General features: G+C 69.2%; 20 protein-coding genes, 1 tRNA gene and 1 other RNA gene. 11 read left to right on the top strand and 11 right to left on the bottom strand.

Features of this window, described 5'->3' with window-relative positions:
* The first annotated feature begins 76 nt into the window (after positions 1–76).
* The 3 genes from GRF61_RS08050 to GRF61_RS08040 all read left to right on the top strand — a co-directional run bounded on the left by GRF61_RS08050 (position 77) and on the right by GRF61_RS08040 (position 4,162).
* Positions 77–967 (top strand): zinc ABC transporter substrate-binding protein, encoded by an 891-nt coding sequence (locus GRF61_RS08050; RefSeq protein ID WP_248281159.1) that lies wholly within the window; start codon positions 77–79, stop codon positions 965–967.
* 218 nt (positions 968–1,185) lie between these two features.
* Complete coding sequence (locus tag GRF61_RS08045; RefSeq protein WP_211165814.1) at positions 1,186–2,862, top strand: diguanylate cyclase; 1,677 nt, start codon at positions 1,186–1,188, stop codon at positions 2,860–2,862.
* Positions 2,863–2,947: 85 nt separating this feature from the next.
* Positions 2,948–4,162 (top strand): hypothetical protein, encoded by a 1,215-nt coding sequence (locus GRF61_RS08040; protein ID WP_211165813.1) that lies wholly within the window; start codon positions 2,948–2,950, stop codon positions 4,160–4,162.
* 77 nt (positions 4,163–4,239) lie between these two features.
* Here the strand turns inward: GRF61_RS08040 and GRF61_RS08035 are convergent, their stop codons facing one another.
* Together GRF61_RS08035 and GRF61_RS08030 are read right to left on the bottom strand one after the other, a co-directional pair.
* Positions 4,240–5,709, bottom strand: coding sequence for a (Fe-S)-binding protein (locus GRF61_RS08035; protein ID WP_169150151.1), 1,470 nt, complete (start codon positions 5,707–5,709; stop codon positions 4,240–4,242).
* A gap of 5 nt (positions 5,710–5,714) precedes the next feature.
* Positions 5,715–6,068 (bottom strand): hypothetical protein, encoded by a 354-nt coding sequence (locus GRF61_RS08030; protein ID WP_169150150.1) that lies wholly within the window; start codon positions 6,066–6,068, stop codon positions 5,715–5,717.
* A 284-nt stretch (positions 6,069–6,352) separates the two neighbouring features.
* Here GRF61_RS08030 and GRF61_RS08025 point away from each other — a divergent pair, with 284 nt between their 5' ends.
* A complete protein-coding gene (locus GRF61_RS08025; RefSeq protein ID WP_169150149.1) occupies positions 6,353–7,465 on the top strand; it encodes a mechanosensitive ion channel family protein in 1,113 nt (370 codons plus the stop codon).
* Here GRF61_RS08025 and GRF61_RS08020 read toward each other — a convergent pair.
* The 4 genes from GRF61_RS08020 to GRF61_RS08005 form a co-directional block, all read right to left on the bottom strand.
* Entirely contained in the window at positions 7,447–8,253 is an 807-nt protein-coding gene (locus GRF61_RS08020) for a sulfite exporter TauE/SafE family protein (protein WP_169150148.1), read from the bottom strand. The genes GRF61_RS08025 and GRF61_RS08020 overlap by 19 nt on opposite strands.
* 63 nt (positions 8,254–8,316) lie before the next feature.
* Positions 8,317–8,790, bottom strand: a complete 474-nt coding sequence (locus GRF61_RS08015) for an EVE domain-containing protein (protein WP_169150147.1) — start codon at positions 8,788–8,790, stop codon at positions 8,317–8,319.
* A 170-nt stretch (positions 8,791–8,960) separates the two neighbouring features.
* On the bottom strand, positions 8,961–9,485 hold the full coding sequence (locus GRF61_RS08010; RefSeq protein WP_169150146.1) for a cupin domain-containing protein: 525 nt from the start codon (positions 9,483–9,485) through the stop codon (positions 8,961–8,963).
* Positions 9,486–9,590: 105 nt separating this feature from the next.
* Complete coding sequence (locus GRF61_RS08005; RefSeq protein ID WP_169150145.1) at positions 9,591–10,604, bottom strand: LuxR C-terminal-related transcriptional regulator; 1,014 nt, start codon at positions 10,602–10,604, stop codon at positions 9,591–9,593.
* Between the two features lie 272 nt (positions 10,605–10,876).
* Here GRF61_RS08005 and GRF61_RS08000 point away from each other — a divergent pair, with 272 nt between their 5' ends.
* Entirely contained in the window at positions 10,877–11,020 is a 144-nt protein-coding gene (locus tag GRF61_RS08000; protein ID WP_169150144.1) for a hypothetical protein, read from the top strand.
* Positions 11,021–11,238: 218 nt separating this feature from the next.
* Here GRF61_RS08000 and ssrS read toward each other — a convergent pair.
* From ssrS to GRF61_RS07985, 3 genes are all read right to left on the bottom strand, one after another.
* Positions 11,239–11,422: non-coding RNA, 6S RNA (ssrS, locus tag GRF61_RS07995), on the bottom strand.
* A 24-nt stretch (positions 11,423–11,446) separates the two neighbouring features.
* Positions 11,447–11,743: a cell division protein ZapA gene (locus GRF61_RS07990; RefSeq protein ID WP_133590064.1), complete on the bottom strand. Its 297-nt coding sequence runs from the start codon at positions 11,741–11,743 to the stop codon at positions 11,447–11,449.
* 10 nt (positions 11,744–11,753) lie between these two features.
* Entirely contained in the window at positions 11,754–11,948 is a 195-nt protein-coding gene (locus tag GRF61_RS07985; RefSeq protein WP_169150143.1) for a hypothetical protein, read from the bottom strand.
* Positions 11,949–12,072: 124 nt separating this feature from the next.
* Here GRF61_RS07985 and GRF61_RS07980 point away from each other — a divergent pair, with 124 nt between their 5' ends.
* Positions 12,073–12,981 carry a ChaN family lipoprotein gene (locus tag GRF61_RS07980; protein ID WP_169150142.1) on the top strand — a complete coding sequence of 303 codons (909 nt, stop codon included), beginning with the start codon at positions 12,073–12,075 and terminating at the stop codon, positions 12,979–12,981.
* Between the two features lie 32 nt (positions 12,982–13,013).
* Here the strand turns inward: GRF61_RS07980 and GRF61_RS07975 are convergent, their stop codons facing one another.
* Positions 13,014–14,516, bottom strand: a complete 1,503-nt coding sequence (locus GRF61_RS07975) for a helicase HerA-like domain-containing protein (RefSeq protein ID WP_169150141.1) — start codon at positions 14,514–14,516, stop codon at positions 13,014–13,016.
* Between the two features lie 76 nt (positions 14,517–14,592).
* Positions 14,593–15,246, bottom strand: coding sequence for a hypothetical protein (locus GRF61_RS07970; RefSeq protein WP_169150140.1), 654 nt, complete (start codon positions 15,244–15,246; stop codon positions 14,593–14,595).
* A gap of 118 nt (positions 15,247–15,364) precedes the next feature.
* Between GRF61_RS07970 and GRF61_RS07965 the strand changes: the two genes are divergently transcribed.
* From GRF61_RS07965 to GRF61_RS07945, 5 genes are all read left to right on the top strand, one after another.
* Positions 15,365–16,090 carry a YebC/PmpR family DNA-binding transcriptional regulator gene (locus GRF61_RS07965; RefSeq protein WP_169150139.1) on the top strand — a complete coding sequence of 242 codons (726 nt, stop codon included), beginning with the start codon at positions 15,365–15,367 and terminating at the stop codon, positions 16,088–16,090.
* 87 nt (positions 16,091–16,177) lie between these two features.
* The gene (locus tag GRF61_RS07960) at positions 16,178–17,059 is read left to right on the top strand and encodes a DMT family transporter (protein ID WP_169150138.1); all 882 of its coding nucleotides are present in this window, start codon (positions 16,178–16,180) and stop codon (positions 17,057–17,059) included.
* A 35-nt stretch (positions 17,060–17,094) separates the two neighbouring features.
* Complete coding sequence (locus GRF61_RS07955) at positions 17,095–17,415, top strand: heavy metal-binding domain-containing protein (protein ID WP_169150137.1); 321 nt, start codon at positions 17,095–17,097, stop codon at positions 17,413–17,415.
* Positions 17,416–17,449: 34 nt separating this feature from the next.
* Entirely contained in the window at positions 17,450–18,001 is a 552-nt protein-coding gene (ruvC, locus tag GRF61_RS07950; protein ID WP_169150136.1) for a crossover junction endodeoxyribonuclease RuvC, read from the top strand.
* Positions 18,002–18,090: 89 nt separating this feature from the next.
* Positions 18,091–18,166: transfer RNA gene (locus tag GRF61_RS07945), tRNA-Lys, on the top strand.
* Positions 18,167–18,228: the final 62 nt, after the last annotated feature.

Below are 18,228 nucleotides of genomic sequence, written 5' to 3'. Positions count from 1 at the left end.
TACGCCCATGACCGCCTTCCGCCGCGCCCTCGCCCGCTGCCGCGCCCAACTGGTCGCCCTCGCCCTGCTGCCGTTCATGCTCGGCAACGCCCAGGCGGCGCCGCTGGAGGTGGTCACCAGCTTCAGCCTGCTGGGCGATCTGGTGCAGCAGGTAGGCGGCGAGCGCGTCGCGGTGCGCAGCCTGGTCGGGCCGGACGAGGACGCCCACTCCTTCCAGCCCCGCCCCTCGGATGCCCGCCAGGTGGGCGCCGCCAAAGTAGTGGTGGTGAACGGCCTGGGCTTCGACGACTGGCTGGTGCGCCTCGCCGCCGCCGCCGGCTACCGCGGACCGCTGGTGGTCGCCAGCGATGGCGTCGCCACGCTGGCGAGCGAGGAAGAGCAGGAGGACGAGCACGGCCACGATCACGACCATGGCCACCAGCACGGCGAACACGGCATCGACCCCCATGCCTGGCAGGACGTGGCCAACGTGCGGCGCTACGTCGCCAACATCGCCGCCGCGCTGGCCGCCGCCGACCCGGCCGGCGCCGAGGCCTACCGCGCCAGCGCCGCCGGTTACGACGCCCGCCTGCAGGTGCTGGACGCCGACATCCGCCGCACCCTGGGCGCGCTGCCGCCGGCACGGCGCAAGGTAGTGAGCTCCCACGCCGCCTTCGCCTACTTCGGCCGCGCCTACGGCATCCGCTTCCTGGCGCCGGTAGGCGTCGCCAACAGCGCCGAACCCACCGCCCGCGGCGTCGCCAGCCTGATCACCCAGATCCGCCGCGAAAAAGTGCCGGCGGTGTTCCTGGAGAACATCACCGACCCCCGCCTGCTGGAGCGCATCCGCAGCGAAGGCGGCGCCCGCGTCGGCGGCACCCTGTACTCCGACGCGCTGTCGCCCGCCGGCGGCCCCGCGCCGGACTACATCTCGATGATGCGGCACAACCTGGACGTGATGAGCCGGGCGCTGGCGGACGGCAAGTAAGCCGCCCCGGCACCGGCGCGCCTGCCGCGGCAGGGCCTTCTCCGCCACCGGCCAGGCGCAGACGCGAGCCGACGAATGCCCGCGCGGCTTTTCTGCAACGCGCGCGCCGCCGCCAGCCATCCAATCGGAATGCGGCTATTGCTTTTGCCGCGATGACGAAGAAGGATTCATGACCTGGATCACGCGGGAGCGCCGGCCTCTCGGCCATCATTGAAGTCATGACCTTCGTTGCCGCAGCCCTGCCGCGCCGGCGCCCTCCCGCCGGCGCGTTTTTGTGCGCCCTGCTGATGCTGGCGGCGGCGCTGCTCGCGCTGCTGCCGGCGAGTGCCAGCGCCGCGGCGCTGGACCTGGCCGGCAACTGGTTCCGCCCCACCGCCACACTGCAACAGGACAGGCCCTTCCCGCCCGAACTGCGCGGCCTGCCGGCGGTGGAGCGGCTGCCGGCCACCGGTGGCCGCTTCTGGTATGTCGCCCGCGTGCAGGTGAGCACGCCCGGCCAATACGTGCTGGACTTCCGCAACTCCAGCGTCATCGGCAACTTCCGCCATCACCTGTACGGTGCCGAGGGCCTGACCCAGGTGGCCGAGGGCGGCATACGCTCCAGCGCGGACAACGCCTATTTCCTCCGCCACGGCCGCGACTTCGAGCTGGATGCCGGCGAATACCTGCTGGTCACCGAGGTCGATTCGCCCTTCTTCCTCGCCCAGCCGGAGCCTTACCTCGCACCGCTGGCGCACTACCGCGCATCCATCAAGCCGGGCAACGCCCTCACTCTGGCGTGCCTGGGCGTATTCCTTGGCCTGGGCCTGTACTACGCCAGCCTGGCCGTCGCCCGCCGCCGCGCGGTGGAAGGCATGTACGCCCTCTTCATCCTCGGCAACCTGCTCTACAACGGCAGCGCGCTGCTGGTGTTCCCGGACCTGTTCGGCATCCGCTGGTTCTACCTCATCAGCGTGCCCATCCTGTTCTCCAACATCGCCTACATCCTGTTCGTGCGGGCGCTGCTGGAGATACGCCGCGACAACCATCCCCACCTCCACCGCCTCAGCCGCGTCCTGCTGATGGTGCTGGCGATGTTCGTGGTGGTGGCGGCCGTACGGCCGAGCTGGTCGCTGGAGCTGGACCGCTACGGCGTCGGCCTGTTCCTGCTGTTCGGCCTCGGCGCCGGCACCCTCTGCGCGCTGCGCGGCAACCCCTCCGCACGCCTTTATCTGGTGGCCAACATCGCCTTCTTCATTCCCGGAGTCACCTCCATCACCCTGCTGCGGCTGGAGGGCTACGAGGCCTTCTACGTGGAGCACCTGGGGCTGCTGGCGGTGGCCATCGAGGTGCTGCTGCTGGCGCTGGTGCTGTCCTACCAGTTCGCCCAGCTGCACCGCGAGAAGGACGAGGCGCTGGCGCGCGCCGAGGAAAACCTGCGGGTGGCCTATACCGACGCCCTCACCGGCCTGCCCAACCGCTACGCGCTGGAACTGGCGATGGCCGAACTGCCGGCCGCCGGCAGCCTCACTTTCGTCGATCTGGACGGCCTCAAGCGCTACAACGACACCTTCGGCCACCACCGCGGCGACGAACTGATCCGCCTGTTCGCCGTCAGCCTGGCGGAGCGCCTGGGCGCGGAGGCCACCCTGCACCGCCTGGGCGGCGACGAGTTCGCCATCACCGCGCCGGACGGCGACTTCGTCCGGGTGGAAGCACTGATAGGAGCCACCGCCGAGGGGCTGCGCGACAGCGGCTTCGTCTTCAGCGGCGCCAGCTACGGCTCGGTGCGGGTGCTGGAGAATCCCGGCAAGGACGAGCTCAAGCAGCTGGCCGACATGCGGATGTACGAGCACAAGCGGCGGCGCAAGCTGCGCGACGGCCTGACCGACGGCCTCACCGGGACCGCACCGTGATCTATTCGACATCCCGCGCAAAAGCCGGCTAGACATCCGGCATAACCCGGAACAGATAATCCGGCTCCACCCCTCGGAGCCCAAGATGCATACGCCATCCAAATGGAGCCTGCTGTGGCCGGTGCTCGCCACCCTCGTGCTGCCGCTGGTCGCCGCCTGGTTCGCCTATCCGGATACTCACCTGCCGCCCAAGTTCGGCGTATTCCCGCCGGAGTTCGTCACCCAGGAACCGGCCTTCAACCTCTACTACTTCATCGCCGTGCTGGTGGCCGAGCTGGCGGTGGGGGCCTTGCTGCTCTTCCCCCGCCTGTTCGGCTTCCGCCCGGTGGCGCCGCCTGCGCCCTCACCCAAGGCACCCTTCCCGGCGTGGTTCTGGGTCGGCCTGGTGTTCACCCTGTTCTTCTGGTGGCTGATGTGGGCGCGGGTAACGCCCTTCGGCGATCTGGTCTATTACGCCTTCAGCCCGATGTGGTGGGGCTTCATCCTGGTGCTGGACGGCATCGCCTACCGCCGCTCCAATGGCAACTCGCTGCTGGCGAAGAAGCCGAAGACGCTGCTGCTGTCGGCGCTGGTGTCGGTCGGCGGCTGGTACTACTTCGAGTATTACAACTACTTCGTCTTCAGCAACTGGTACTACCCCAACGGCCACATGCCGGAGCTCAGCCACTCCACCGTGGTGCTGCTGTTCCTGATCGCCTACACCACCGTGTGGCCGGCCATCTTCGAGTGGTACTCCCTGCTGCGCACCTTTCCCAAGCTTGGCGCGCGCTATGCCAGCGGCCCCAGGCTGCCGCTGCCGGGCACGCTGCTGCTGGTGGCCGGCTTCGCGCTGATCGTGCTGATGGTGTTCCTGCCGCTGCCGCTATTCTGGGTGCTGTGGATAGGGCCGATGGTGGTCATCGGCGGCCAGCTGATCCGCAAGGGCATCTGGACGCCCTTCACCGCGCTGGCCCAGGGCAACTGGACGCCGCTGGTGCTGATCGCGCTCGCCTCGCTGTGCAACGGTTTCTTCTGGGAGCTGTGGAACTGGGGCAGCGCCAATCCCAACCCGGTGCCGGCCACCAATCCGAATTACTGGGTGTATGACATCCCCTACGTGAACGTCATCCACATCTTCGCCGAAATGCCGCTGCTGGGTTACTTCGGCTACATGCCCTTCGGCCTCCTGGTGTGGCTGGTGTTCCTGTGGGCCGGCAGCCTGTTCGGCTTCGACGCCAGCCTGGACTCCGACCCGGCCAGAGCCGCCGCAAACGGCGCCGACCAGAGCGCGCCTACCCTGCTGCCTTACGAGGCGCGTTAGGCCCCCGGGTCCGGCCACCGTGCCGAAAAAGGGCGCCTGCCGCAGGCGCCCTTTTTCATTCCAGCCCGGCGGCGGCCTCAGGCCAGCGCCCGCCTCAGCAGCAGGGCCACATGCTCGGCACGCCGGCCAGCGCCGTCGCGGATCTGGTGGCGGCAGGAGAAACCGTCCGCCACCACCGGCGCGGCCGGCGCCAGTGCCCGCACCGCCGGCAGCAGGGCGGATTCGCCGATGCGCCGCGACAACGCCGCATGCTCCGCCTCCAGCCCAAAGCTGCCGGCCATGCCGCAGCAGCCGGCCTCGGCCAGCCTGAACTCGAAACCCGGAATCAAGCCCAGCACCGCCTGCACCGCTCCCATGCCGCCCTGCGCCTTCTGGTGGCAATGGCCGTGCACCAGCGCCGCCGGCCCGGGCAGCGGCTTCAACACCAGCTTCAGCCGCCCCGCCGCCTGTTCGCTGGCGAGGAACTCCTCCAGCAGGAAGACCCGCGGCGCCAGCCGGCCGACCGCCTCGCCGAGCCCCAGGCTGAAGTACTCATCCTTCAGCATGTAGAGGCAGGAGGGCTCCAGCCCGATCACCGGCGTGCCGGCGGCAATCGCGGGCGCCAGCGCGGCCATCGTCCGCCGCGCTTCCGCCCGTGCCTGCTCCACCAGGCCGTAGGACAGCAGCGAACGGCCGCAGCACAGCGGCCGCTGCGGCTCGGCATCGTCGGCCGCCGGGGCCAGCACCCGCACCGCGTAGCCCGCCGCCTGCAGCACCTCCAGCGCCGCCTGCGCCACTTCCGGTTCGAAGCCGCGACTGAAGCTGTCCACCAGCAGCAACACGTCGCGGCCATCGCTTGCGGCCGCGGACGCAGCCGGCTCGAAGGGCCGGGCCGCCGGCAGGGGCAGGCTGCGATCGCGGGCGATGCCGAACAGGCGCTCGGTTAGCCCGGCCAGCAGCGGCAAGCGGTTGCGCAGGGCGAGCACTGCGCGCAGCAGCCCGCGGCCGCGGGCCCGGCGGGCGATGCCGGCGAACAGGCGGTCGCGTCGCGGCACGCCCAGCCGGGCGGCGCGCTGGGCGAGGAACTCGGTGCGCAGCAGCGCCATGTCCACGCCGTTCGGGCACTCCCGCTTGCAGCCCTTGCAGCCCAGGCACAGCGCCATCGCCTCCGCCACCCGGGGCGAGGCGAAGTCGATCTCCGCTCCGGCGCCGCTCTCCAGCAACTCGCGCAGCGCTTCGGCCCGGCCGCGGGTGGAATGCAGCGGCTCATCGGTGGCGCGGAAGCTGGGGCACATCACCCCTGCGCCTTCCTTGCGCTGACACTGACCCTTGCCCTGGCACAGCGCCGCCGCGCGGAGATAGCCGGTGCCGGCGTCGGCGGACCCGGCCGGCGGGCAGGAGCCGTCATACGGGGCGCCGAAGCCGCCGTCAGCAGCCCCTCCGAAGCCACTCCCGAAGCTATCCCCGAAGCCGCCGGCGGCACTGGCTTCGTAGGCGGACCAGTCCAGTTGAGTGCGGAGGCCGCCCGCCGGCGGCGCTGTCGCCTTCCCGACAATGTCGTCCTTCATCCCGCTCACGCCGCCGACTGCCACCAGGCGGGGTTGGCCTCGCGGTAGACCCGCAGCCACTGCAAGGTCTCGGTGGCCAGCTCACGCGCCGCCGTCCACAGCACCTCCGCCGCCAGCGGGCCGGCGGCGAGCGCCTCGCCCACCTGGCGCCAGGCATCCCAGTCCAGCTCCGGCAGGGCCGCCCGCGCTTCGTCCGGCAGGCCGGCGGCGATGGCCGCGACGCGGCGCAGGCGCTTCTCGGTTTCGGCGCGGGTAAGCCGGCTGGCGGCCAGCTCGCGGGGCTCCAGACCCTCGGTGAGGGTCAGCAGGTCGGTGGTGGCGAGTTCTAGCAAGTCGTGCAGATTGGGTACCGGGCTCATGGGGATGGGGCTTCTGCTTGGCGTCAGGGGTTGAATAGGCGCAGCAACAGCAAGCATCGCGCCAGCGTTTCGTGGTGCTTGCCCGCACCCTTTTCCGCGCCCGGTGCCGCCGCCCCTTGCGGCGCGTTTCGCCCGCGGCCTGAACCATCCGCCGCCAGCGGCCTCGTAAAGGCAGGGCGGCGCGAAGCGCCCTTCCCTTCCCCGCCACACCGCGCGCGCCCTTCGCCCCCCGGCGGCCGGCCGCGCGACGGCCGCCCCAACTCACTCCAGGAGAACCGCCCGGCATGTCCTTCTTCCAGCACCTCATCACCCACAACTCGGCCGAAACCGTCTGGCTCGCCGTCGCCTTGGGCGGCGGCCTCTTCCTGCTGCTGCTGATGCTGCGGCGCTTCATCCGCAGCCGCCTTGCCGCCCGCGCACGCGAGAGCAGCTACCGCCTCTACGCCCTGGCGGTGGAACTGCTGGCCGCCACCCGCGGCTGGATGCTGGCCGCCGTGTCGGTGCTGGTGGCCGGCATGAACCTGGATCTGCCGGACAACCTGGAAACGCTGTTGAGCCGGGTGGTGATGGCGCTGCTGTTCCTGCAGTGCGGCCTGTGGGGCAATGGCGCGGTGCGCGCCTGGCTGGGCCGCCGCCAGCAGGAGCAGCGCGACCGGGGCGATGGCGACAGCATCACCTCCATGGCGCTACTCGGGTTCATCACCCGGCTGGCGCTGTGGTCGGTGGTGCTCATCCTGGTGCTGGACCAGCTCGGCTTCAACGTCACCGCACTGGTGGCCTCGCTGGGCATAGGCGGCGTCGCGGTGGCGCTGGCGGTGCAGAACATCCTCGGCGACCTGTTCGCCTCGCTCTCCATCGCGCTGGACAAGCCCTTCGTCGTCGGCGACTTCATCATCGTCGGCGATGTGCTGGGCACGGTGGAATACGTCGGCCTCAAGACCACCCGCATCCGCAGCCTGTCCGGAGAGCAGGTGGTGATGTCCAACGCCGACCTGCTGGGCAGCCGCATCCGCAACTACAAGCGCATGCAGGAGCGGCGCATCGTGTTCGGCTTCGGCATCGGCCACGACACGCCAGCGGACAAGGTGGCGCGCCTGCCGCAGGTGCTGCGGCAGATCGTCGAAAGCCAGGACGAGGTGCGCTTCGACCGCGCCCACTTCCAGGGCTTCGGCGCCGCCGCGCTCAACTTCGAGGTGGTGTATTACGTGCTGGTGGCCGACTTCAACCGCTACATGGACGTGCAGCAGGCGATCAACCTCGAACTGCTGCGCCATCTGAACACGGAAGGCATCACGGTTTCGCTGCCGGCCTCGCGCATGCAGTTGGTGGAAGGCGCCGCCGCCTCGGCCGGTGCCGGCGCGGCGGCCGCGGCGCTGGCTCAGCCCAGCAGGCCGTAGAGCATCTTCACGATCAGCAGCACGATGACGCCGGCGAACACCTTCTTCAGCGTCGCCACCGGCAGCTTGTGGGCCAGCCGGGCGCCGACCGGCGCGGTGAAGGTGCTGACCGCGGTGATCAGCACCAGCGCCGGCAGATAGACGAAGCCGGCGGAGTAGCGCGGCAGCCCGTCCACGCTCCAGCCATTCACCAGGTAGCCGATGGCGCCCGCCACCGCGATCGGCAAGCCGATGGCGGCCGAGGTGCCGATGGCGTTGTGCACCTTGACGTTGCACCAGGTGAGGAAGGGCACCGACAGCGAACCGCCGCCGATGGCGACCAGCGCCGACACCCCGCCTATGCCCAGCCCGGCCGCGCTCATGCCCACCGCGCCGGGCAGGGAACGGCTGGGCCTGGGCTTGACGTTGAGCAGCATCTGCACCGCCACGTAGCTCATGAACAAGGCGAAGAAGATGGCCAGCGGCACGGTATCCACCGCCGAGGCGACGAAGGTGCCGCCGAAGGTGCCGACCAGCACCGCCGGGGTGATGTTGCGCACCACGTCCCAGCGCACCGCGCCGTGGCCGTGGTGGGCGCGCATGCTGGAGATGGAGGTCATGACGATGGCCGCCATCGAGGTGCCCAGCGCCAGGTGCACCACCTGCTCATGGGGGAAACCCTGGGCGATGAACAGGCTGGTGAGGATGGGCACGGTGATGCCGCCGCCGCCCACGCCGAGCAAGCCGGCAAAGAAACCCACCACCGCGCCGAGCAAGGGATAGCTCAGCCACCACAGATCGAATTCCACCCTGTCTCTCCTCCCTGGTTCTTTTCCGCCGATCGGTCCTGGCAGCCGCAGCCGCCGCGCCGCTCAGTCCTCCCGCAGGCCCATCAGCTCGCGGGTGATGAAGCGCCACTCGGCCGGCTCGACCTCGGTGATCGACAGCCGGTTGCCGCGTGCAAGGACGCGCATGTTGGCCAGTTCCGCATGGGTACGCAACTCGGCCAGGCCGATCAGCCGGGTCTTGCGCACGAACTGCACATCCACATTCAGCCAGCGCGGCGTCTCCGGCGTGGCCTTGGCGTCGTAGTAGGGGCTGGCGGGGTCGAACTGGGTGGCGTCCGGGTAGGCGGTGCTGGCAACCCGGGCGATGCCGGCAATGCCCGGCTCGGCACAGCTGGAGTGGTAGAAGAACACCGGATCGCCCACCGTCATCGCATCCCGCATCAGGTTGCGCGCCTGGTAGTTGCGCACCCCGTACCAGGGCACGGTGCCGCCGGGCCGGGCGGCCAGATCGTCGATGGAAACATCGTCCGGTTCGGACTTCATCAGCCAGTAGCGCATCGCTTCCTCCCTCCGCGGCCGCAAGGTATGACGGCAGCGCTCACGGCGCGAACGCGCCAAGGGAGCGAAGCTTAACGCGCCCGGCCGGCGAGGGGGCGCCCCACCCGGCCGGGGCGGGCGGCAGGACGGGCTCGCGGCTTGCCCGCCGTGCCCGCGCCGCGAAAGCGGGATCAGCGACCGGCGGTGAGCGCCACCCGGTGTTCGGTCTTGGGCAGGTGGGCAACCGCGCCGGCCTCCTTGGCGAGTTCGTACATCTCGTCGATGCCGACGGTGACCAGTACATTGCCTTCGCCGTCCAGCACCTGCAGCGGGCCGTGGAAGATCGCCAGCATCAGCGCCCCCTCGTCCGAACCCGGCGCATGGGTGACGCCGCCGGCTTCCAGCATGAAGTCGTTGGCGAACACCTGGCCGTTGTCGTAGAAGAAGGAGCCGGACAGCATGAAGATCTCGACCGCGCCCAGGTGCTTGTGAGGCACGAAACGGGAGCCGGGATCGAAGGTGTTCAGCACCACCATGTAACCGCGGTTCTCATCGAAATTGAGGATCTTGTAGCAGATGCCTTCCAGGCCCGGCTTGTTCAGGCGGGTCCAGGGAATCTGCTCGGTCCGGGTGATGAACCCGCCGTCGTTCAACCTACAGTGCTGGACCGGGTCCTTGGTCTCGGTGCTGGATACTGCTGCCAGGGCTGCGCTCATCGTCGTGCTCTCCTGTGGATGGGGTAGGAAAACCGCCATCGGCGGTCCGGCCCCAATGTAGGAAGGCAGCGGAAGAGGAACAATCCCGCCATTCGGGGGGATGGCTCAGCCAGCGAGCAGCTTGCTGACCAACTCCGTGCGATTGCGCGCCGCCAGACGGCGGCACAGATGGGCGACATGCTCCTTGGCCGTGTGCTCGGAAATGCCGAGCGCGCGGGCAATCGCCTTGTTGGACGCGCCGTCGCAGAGCAGGCGGGCCACCGCGGCCGCGCGGGGCGGCAGCGGCTCCGCCAGGGAGGCCGTCCCAGAGGCCTGCGGCAGCCAGGCGCTGAGGAAGTGGTCGTCCAGGTCGCCCAGCGGCACCGTCAGCGTGGGAGCATCCACCGGCAGCGCGGTCGCTGGCCGCTCGCCGGCACAGGCCGCAGCCTCGAGGTAGGCGGACAAGGCGCCCGGCAGGGCACCGTCGCGGGCCACCCGGGCCAGCGCCGGGCGATTGAGCAGGGTCGCCCGGCCCTTTGCATCGCTGACCACGACGGGAACCGGCAGCACATCCAGCGCCGCCCGCCACTGGGCAAGCGCGTCGCGCAGCGCATCGCGCTCGACGATGCCCGCCAGCGCCGCCGAAGCGGCGGCGCACAGCCAGTCCAGGCGCTGGACCTGCTGCGGCCGGAAGGCCCCGGCGCCGCGCGCAGCCGCCACGTTCAGCGTCCCGACCACCCGCCCCTCCACCACCAGCGGTCCCTGGATGTTGTGGCCGTAACCCCAGCGCCGCAGGTGGGCGCCGGCCCGGCTGGCCGGCCAGTCCGTGCCGAGGACGCCCCTTCCGGTCAAGCAGCGTCGCTCCGCCACCAGGCGCTGCAGCACAGGATCGGCGCAACGCACCTCATCCTCGTACTCATGCAGAAAACCGTCCTCCACTCCCGCGGCCCGGCACATGGGCGCAGAGGCTTCCGAGCCGAAGAGGTAGAAACCGGCGGCCGGCACGCCGGCCGCCGGGCCCTGCAACTGGCTCCGCAGATAATCCAGGCACTCGCCCTGCAGCGCCTCGATACTGCGGCAGCGGGCCACCGCCAGCAGGCCATCCATCCGGGCTCCCACGCCCGCTCGGGTCGAAGTCATCGCCTAGCTCCTCGCAGGGGAAGCCCGATAGAAAGTGCTCTCGGCAAGAAGCCCATCGCCGGCACCGGTTCGCCGCATTGTCACCACTTCGCCAGCGCACGTCTGTCCATCTCTTGCAGACTTCCTCTCCGATCCCGATACGGGCAAACGCGAATGGCTCGCCATGCGGAAGCAGGCGCAAAGTCCTCTCCGGGTCGCACGGACACAAGATCCGCGCCTATGCGGCAGCCCGGCCCATGACAACAAACGACAACAGACGGAGACAAAACCAGATGAGATTCATCCGCACACTCGGCCTCGCCGCCGGCATGCTGCTCGCGTCCCTGCTCAGCCCCCAGGTCCGCGCCGCGGACGTGGCGCTTGCATATGACGGAGCAGGCTGCGCCCCGGCAGGCCTGCATCTCGCCGACGCCTGAAGCTGCGGGCGAAGCGGAAGCCTGGAGGGAGGCCGGAGCGACTGCTGCGACAGGAAGGAATGGGCCAACGCAATCCACGAGCCGGAGGCAGCGCCGATATCCGCGGATTGCAGGCAAGCTGACGCAAAAGAAAGGGCGACCCGCGCAATGCGCCGGCCGCCCTTCTGTTTTCCGCCTCTGCGGCGAAAGAAAAAAGCGCGGTTTCCCGCGCCTTTGTATGGCCCCCCGCCTGTGCCGTCTCCGTCGGGCATCCTGAACCTAGGGTTCAGGGAGGTCGCTTTCCTTCCGCATCAGGCTCACCCGGCAAGGGGCGTGCACACCAACGGCATATCAGGTAGGCAACCGAGTCTCTCGACTATTGGTTCAAGGAATCTACGACTTCGACGAACACTGCAGGGGATTGATCCTGGCGCCCCGGGCCCGGCCTCAGAAGAGCTTTTCTTGCTGGCCGAGCACCCCATCGAGGCGCGCTTTCATGAGTTCGATTCTACGCTTCGCGGCAGGCATGTCAAACCCGTTGCCGCGCTGGTGCTGGAGGAATTCATGGGCGATGTTGAGCGCGGTCATGACTGCCAGCTTCTCGCCGGAAGAGTGCGTTTTTTCCGCAAGTTCGACGAGCTTGTCATCCAGGTAGGCCACTGCGGCCAGCAGTCCCTCGCGGTTCTCGGGACGGCAGGAGACGCGGTACTCCTTGCCCAGCAGCATGATGTCCAGCGATTCCATTTACAGGTCCTCAGGCTTCGGGCAATTTTTCCAGCATGGCTTCGAGCTTGTCTGCGGCAAGCTTGACCTTGTCGGAAAGGCTGCGGTTGTCGGCCTCCAGCCGGCCCACGCGCGCGCGCAGCTCGCGGTTCTCCGCCTTGAGACTTTCGTAGAGGCCGATGAGTTGTTCGACCTGGGTTTCCAGCTGGGTGAGTTCGGCGTCCATGGCGCAGGATGGTAGAGGGGGGGCATGTTATGGTCAATATGGATACAAAGCGCTCCCCGGCAACGGGGAACAGCAGCCAAGTCCTTGCATCCAATATGGTTTTCCACCGCAGCAGGCCGCGACCATGACAAACGACTTCCTCTCCCGGCGCACCCTGCTCAGCCGCCTGCCTGGCGTACTCGCGCTGGCCTTGCTGCCTTTCCCGGCAGCGGCCGAAGAAGCCGCCGCCTGTGTCCAGACCGGGACCTGGCTGGTGCCCGGTAAGGGCGCAATAGCCAGCGACGAAGCACTGGCCGCGGCAGCGGTCGCCCAGGCGGTGCTGCTCGGCGAACGCCATGACAGCCACGCTCACCACCGCTGGCAATTGGAGACGCTGAAGGCGCTGCGGGCGAGGCGGCCGGACCTCACGCTGGCATTGGAGATGTTCCCCCGCCGCGCCCAGCCGGCGCTGGAGGCCTGGGTGGCCGGCGAACTGGACGAAGCGGCCTTCCTGGAGCGCAGCAACTGGAACCAGGTGTGGCGCATGGACGCCGGACTCTACCTGCCTATCCTGCGCTACGCCCGCGACACCCGCCTGCCGCTGCAGGCGCTGAACGTGGACCGCGAACTGATACGCCGCGTCACCCGTGAGGGTTTCACCCAGGTGGAGGAAGACGCCCGCGAGGGACTGAGCGCGCCGGCGCCGGCCAGCGCAGCTTACCGCGACTGGCTGGCGTCCATCCATGCCAGCCATGCCGGCGGCCACGGCAGCAAGCCGGACGCGGAAGCCGCCGCCCGTTTCGTCGAAGCCCAATTGGTGTGGGACCGTGCCTTCGCCCAAGGCATACGTAGTGCGCTGGATGCCCGCCCGGGCACGCTGGTGGTGGCACTGATCGGCAGCGGCCACCTGCGGGGAGGCGACGGCGTCGTCCGCCAGCTGGTCGACCTGGGCGTCCGGCAGGTCCGCACTTTCCTGCCCTGGGACGCCAGAGATGACTGCAAGGAGCTACGCCCCGGCTTCGCAGACGCGGTGGTCGGCCTGCCGCCGGACTGAGCCCGCCGCATCCGCCGGCCCCCGCCGATGGCTCAGCGCCGCTTGCTGCCGCCCAGCAGGGAACCGAGCAGGCCGCGCACGATCTGGCGGCCCAGCGTGCTGCCTATGCTGCGGGTGACCGTCTTGGCGGCGATCTGCACCAGGCCGTCGCGGCGGCCGCCGCGCGGGCCGGTGGAGCCGAACAGGATGTCGTTCACCATATTGCCCTCGGCCGATGCGCCGGCGCTGCCACCGGCCGGCGCCGCCTCCGCCGACGCCTGGGCGGCAGCCCGCAGGCGCTCGTAGGCGGACTCCCGATCCACCATCGCCTCGTAGTGGCCGTAGAGCACCGAGGTGCTGATCGCCGCCTTGCGCTCCTCCGGCGTCAGCGGCCCCAGGCGGGAGGCCGGCGCGATCACCGCCGCCCGCTCCACCATCTCCGGCCGGCCTTTCTCGTCGAGGAAGGAAATCAGCGCCTCGCCCACGCCCAGCTCGGTGATCGCCGCCGCCGCATCGAAGGCGGGGTTGGCGCGCATGGTGTCGGCGGCGGTCTTCACCGCTTTCTGGTCACGCGGGGTAAAGGCGCGCAGCGCGTGCTGCACCCGGTTGCCGAGCTGGCCCAGCACGGTTTCCGGCACGTCCAGAGGATTCTGGGTGACGAAATAGACGCCCACACCCTTGGAGCGGATCAGCCGCACCACCTGCTCCACCTTCTCCACCAGCGCCTTGGGCGCGTCGGCGAACAGCAGATGGGCCTCGTCGAAGAAGAACACCAGCTTGGGCTTGTCCACGTCACCCACCTCCGGCAGGTGCTCGAACAGCTCGGACAGCAACCACAGCAGGAAGGTGGAGTAGAGCTTGGGCGAGTGGTAGAGCTTTTCCGCCGCCAGTACGTTGATGACGCCGCGGCCGTCGGCGTCGGTCTGCATCAGGTCGTTGATGTCGAGCATCGGCTCGCCGAAGAACACGTCGCCGCCCTGCTCCTCCAGCGCCAGCAGGTTGCGCTGGATGGCGCCGATGGAGGCGGCGGAGATATTGCCGTACTCGGTGGTGTAGCGTTTGGCGTTCTCGCCCACGTACTGGACCATGGCGCGCAGGTCCTTCAGATCCAGCAGCAGCAGGCCATCGTCGTCGGCGATCTTGAACACCAGCTGCAGCACGCCGGCCTGGGTGTCGTTCAGGTTCAGCAGGCGTGCGAGGAGCAGCGGCCCCATGTCGGAGATGGTGGCGCGCACCGGGTGGCCGCCGGCGCCGAACACGTCCCAGAACACCGCGGTGTTGGCGCGCGGCTGGAATTCATGGATGTCGATGGCGGCCAGGCGCTCCAGCAGCTTGGGGCTGGCGACGCCGGCGGCGCCGATGCCGGAGAGGTCGCCCTTGACGTCCGCCAGGAACACCGGCACGCCGATGGCGGCGAAGGATTCCGCCATCTTCTGCAGCGTGACCGTCTTGCCGGTACCGGTGGCGCCGGTGATGAGGCCGTGGCGGTTGGCAAGGCGCGGCAGCAGGAAGAGTTCCTTGTCCGCATTCTTGGCGATCAGCATGGGTTCGGTCATTTGGGCACGCGCAGAGCGAGGATGGAGTGGAATGAGTTTAGCAGCGCGCCTGGCGCCGCCCGCGGGGAGCGGCGGCCTAGCGTTGCGCCTCGCAGCCACGGCTGCAGGCCTGGTAGCGGCTTTCGCACTCGCCGCAGGCACCGGCGGCGCAGCGCGACTGGCATTGGTACAGCGGCGCGGCGCAGGCGCGGATGCAGGCATTCCAGCCCGGCCGCTCGCCTTCGTCCCGCACCGCCAGGTTGCCGCGGGGCTGGGGGTCGGCGCAGCCGGCGAAGGTGATGGCGCGGCGCGGGCCGGGCAGCCAGGCGGATTCGGGGTCGGACAGGCGCAGGTCCGCCTCCAGGGCAGCCGGCGTCACGCTGCCCAGCTGGCCGGCGCGCCTGAGCATCGCCAGGCCGGCGCAGTCGGCGCGGCGGGCCTGGGTCTCGTCCAGCTCGCCCCGGGCGGGGAAACCGAGATTGAGGCGGGCGCAGGTCCGTGCGAACAAGAACAGCCGGCTCTCCGGCAACAGCCGTGGCAGGGCCTGGTCGTCGTAGCGGATCACCGCCTGGCCGCCCTCCACGCTCAATGCCACCACCGCCTGCAGGCCGGGCGTGCGCAGCGTCATCACCTTGCCGCCGCGGGCATCGGTGCAGCCGCCGTACAGGGTTTCCTCCTCCTGCGCCTGCACGCCGGCCGCCATCAGCATCGCCAGCAGACCGGCCGCCAGGGCCCGCATCCATCGCCTCATCTCGCTCTCCCGGTCGCCACAATGATGGCGGAATCTACCAGAGGCGCCCGGGGCAGACACCCGCCCCACCTGTATAATGGCGCGATTTTCAATCGCTTACGGCTGCATCGAGGGGTATATGGCTGGTCATTCCAAATGGGCCAACATCCAGCACCGCAAAGGGCGTCAGGACGCCAAGCGGGGCAAGGTCTTCACCAAGCTGATCAAGGAAGTCACCGTCGCCGCGAAGATGGGCGGCGGAGACCCGAACGCGAACCCGCGCCTGCGCCTGGCCATCGACAAGGCGCGCGCCGAGTCCATGCCCAAGGACAACATCGAGAACGCCATCAAGCGCGGCACCGGCCAGCTGGAAGGCGTGAGCTACGAGGAAGCGCGCTACGAGGGCTACGGCATCGCCGGCGCCGCAGTGATGGTGGATTGCCTCACCGACAACAAGACCCGTACGGTGGCCGACGTGCGCCACGCCTTCTCCAAGTACGGCGGCAACATGGGCACCGACGGCTGCGTCGCCTTCCAGTTCAAGCACTGCGGCGTGCTGCTGTTCGCCCCCGGCACCAACGAGGACGCGCTGATGGAAGCCGCGCTGGAAGCCGGCGCCGAAGACGTGATCGCCAATGACGACGGCTCCCTCGAAGTCATCACCGGGCCGTGGGAATTCACCACCATCAAGGAAACGCTGGAGAAGGGCGGCTTCACCGCCGAGTTCGGCGAAGTGACGATGAAAGCGCAGAACGAGACCGAGCTGACCGGCGACGACGCCGCGCGCATGCAGAAGTTGCTGGACGCGCTGGAATCCCTGGATGACGTGCAGGAGGTCTATACCTCCGCGGTGATCGGCGAGTAAGCTCCTCTCGCCCGGCCAGGAAGACGAAGCGGCGCCCAGCGCCGCTTTTTCTTTGACGCTCCCCCATAACAACAAGCAGGGACGCCCATGCCCTTCCCCGACCTCGCCCGCCGCGCCACACCGCCGCTGTTCGTGGTGCTGTGGAGCACCGGCTTCATCGGCGCCAAGTACGGCCTGCCCTACGCCGGGCCGCTGACCTTCCTCAGCGCGCGCTACGTGCTGGTGGTGCTGCTGATGACCGCGGTGGCTCTGGCCATGCGCGCCCCCTGGCCACGCACGCCGCGGGAGTGGTTCCACATCGGCCTCACCGGCGTGCTGATGCAGGCGGTGTACCTCGGCGGCGTGTTCGTCGCCATCAGCCACGGCCTGCCGGCGGGCATCACCGCGCTGGTGGTCGGCATGCAGCCGCTGCTCACCGCGCTGGGCGCCGGCCTGTTGCTGGGCGAGCGCGTTTCCCGTGCGCAGTGGCTGGGGCTGCTGCTGGGGCTGGCCGGCGTCGTGCTGGTGGTCGGCAGCAAGGCCGCGCTGGGCGATGGCCAGGGCGAAGACCTGCCGCACATGCTGGCGCCGGCGCTGGCGGCGCTGGCCGGCATCACCGCCGGCACGCTGTACCAGAAGCGTTTCTGCCCGCGCTTCGACCTGCGCACCGGTTCGGTGGTGCAGTTCCTGCCGACGCTGATCCTCACCCTGCTGCTGGCCGCGCGGACGGAAACGCTGGAGATCCACTGGAGCGGCGAATTCGTCTTCGCACTGCTGTGGCTGGTGATGGTGCTGTCGGTAGGCGCCATCAGCCTGCTCAACCTGCTGATCCGCAGCGGCAGCGCGGTGAACGTCGCCAGCCTGTTCTACCTCACGCCGCCCACCACCGCGCTGATCGCCTGGGCCGCCTTCGGCGAGACGCTGACGCCGCTAGCCCTGCTCGGCATGGCGGTGGCGGTGGCCGGCGTGTGGCTGGCGCGCAAGGGCTAGAATCGGCCTTCCCGACCGCGAAGGAGCACGCCGCCATGCAACTCTCCACCACGCCCACGCTGGAAGGCCAGCCGATCCGCCAGTACCTCGGCGTCGTCACTGGCGAGGCCATCATCGGCGCCAACATCCTCAAGGACATGTTCGCCTCCATCCGCAACGTGGTCGGCGGCCGCGCCGGTGCCTACGAGCGCTCGCTGGCCGATGCCCGCAAGGTGGCGATGGAAGAGATGGAGGAGCAGGCGCAGCGGCTGGGCGCCAATGCCATCGTCGGCATCGACATCGACTACGAGGTGCTGGGCAGCGACAACGGCATGCTGATGGTGTGCGTCAGCGGCACCGCGGTGGTGACGGCTTGAGCCTGGCCGCCCGCTCCGCAGGAAGCCGCCGCCGGTGAGCAGCGCCGGCAGCATCGTCGCCACCCGCATCCTCGGTCTGGACCCGGGGCTGCGCATCACCGGCTTCGGCCTCATCGACGTGCTCGGCAGCCAGCTGCGCTACGTCGCCAGCGGCTGCATCAAGACCGGCGAGGGCGAGTTGCCCGGCCGGCTCAAGATCCTGCTCGACGGCGTGCGCGAGGTGGTGCAGACCTACACGCCGGACACGGTCGCGGTGGAAAAGGTCTTCGTCAACGTCAATCCCCAGTCCACCTTGCTGCTGGGCCAGGCCCGCGGCGCGGTGATCTGCGGCGCGGTGTCCTGCGACCTGCCGGTGGCGGAATACACTGCCCTGCAGGTGAAGCAGGCGGTGGTGGGCTACGGCAAGGCGGCCAAGGAGCAGGTGCAACACATGGTGCAACGCCTGCTGGAGCTGGAGGGCAGCCCCAGCCCGGACGCGGCCGATGCCCTCGCCTGCGCCATCTGCCACGCCCACGGCGGGCGCGGTCTGGGTGGCATGGCCGGCGTCGGCGGCCGGCGCCGCGCCGGAAGAATTCTTTCGCTTTGACTTGCGCGACTAAAAAGGGCGCGCTATTATGCGCGCCTCTTGCTGATCGGCACTCAGAAAAACCGCCGGCGGCAGCCTGAAAAGGCATCGGGGGTATAGCTCAGTTGGTAGAGCAGCTGACTCTTAATCAGTAGGTCCAAGGTTCGAATCCTTGTGCCCCCACCACCGAATACCAAGGCCAGATCTCCGGATCTGGCCTTTTCTTTTGCTGCGCCCTTTTCCCTCCC

Source organism: Azoarcus sp. TTM-91 (genome assembly GCF_012911025.1).
GTDB lineage: Bacteria > Pseudomonadota > Gammaproteobacteria > Burkholderiales > Rhodocyclaceae > Azoarcus.
This window is presented reverse-complemented; position numbering and strand designations above follow the sequence as displayed.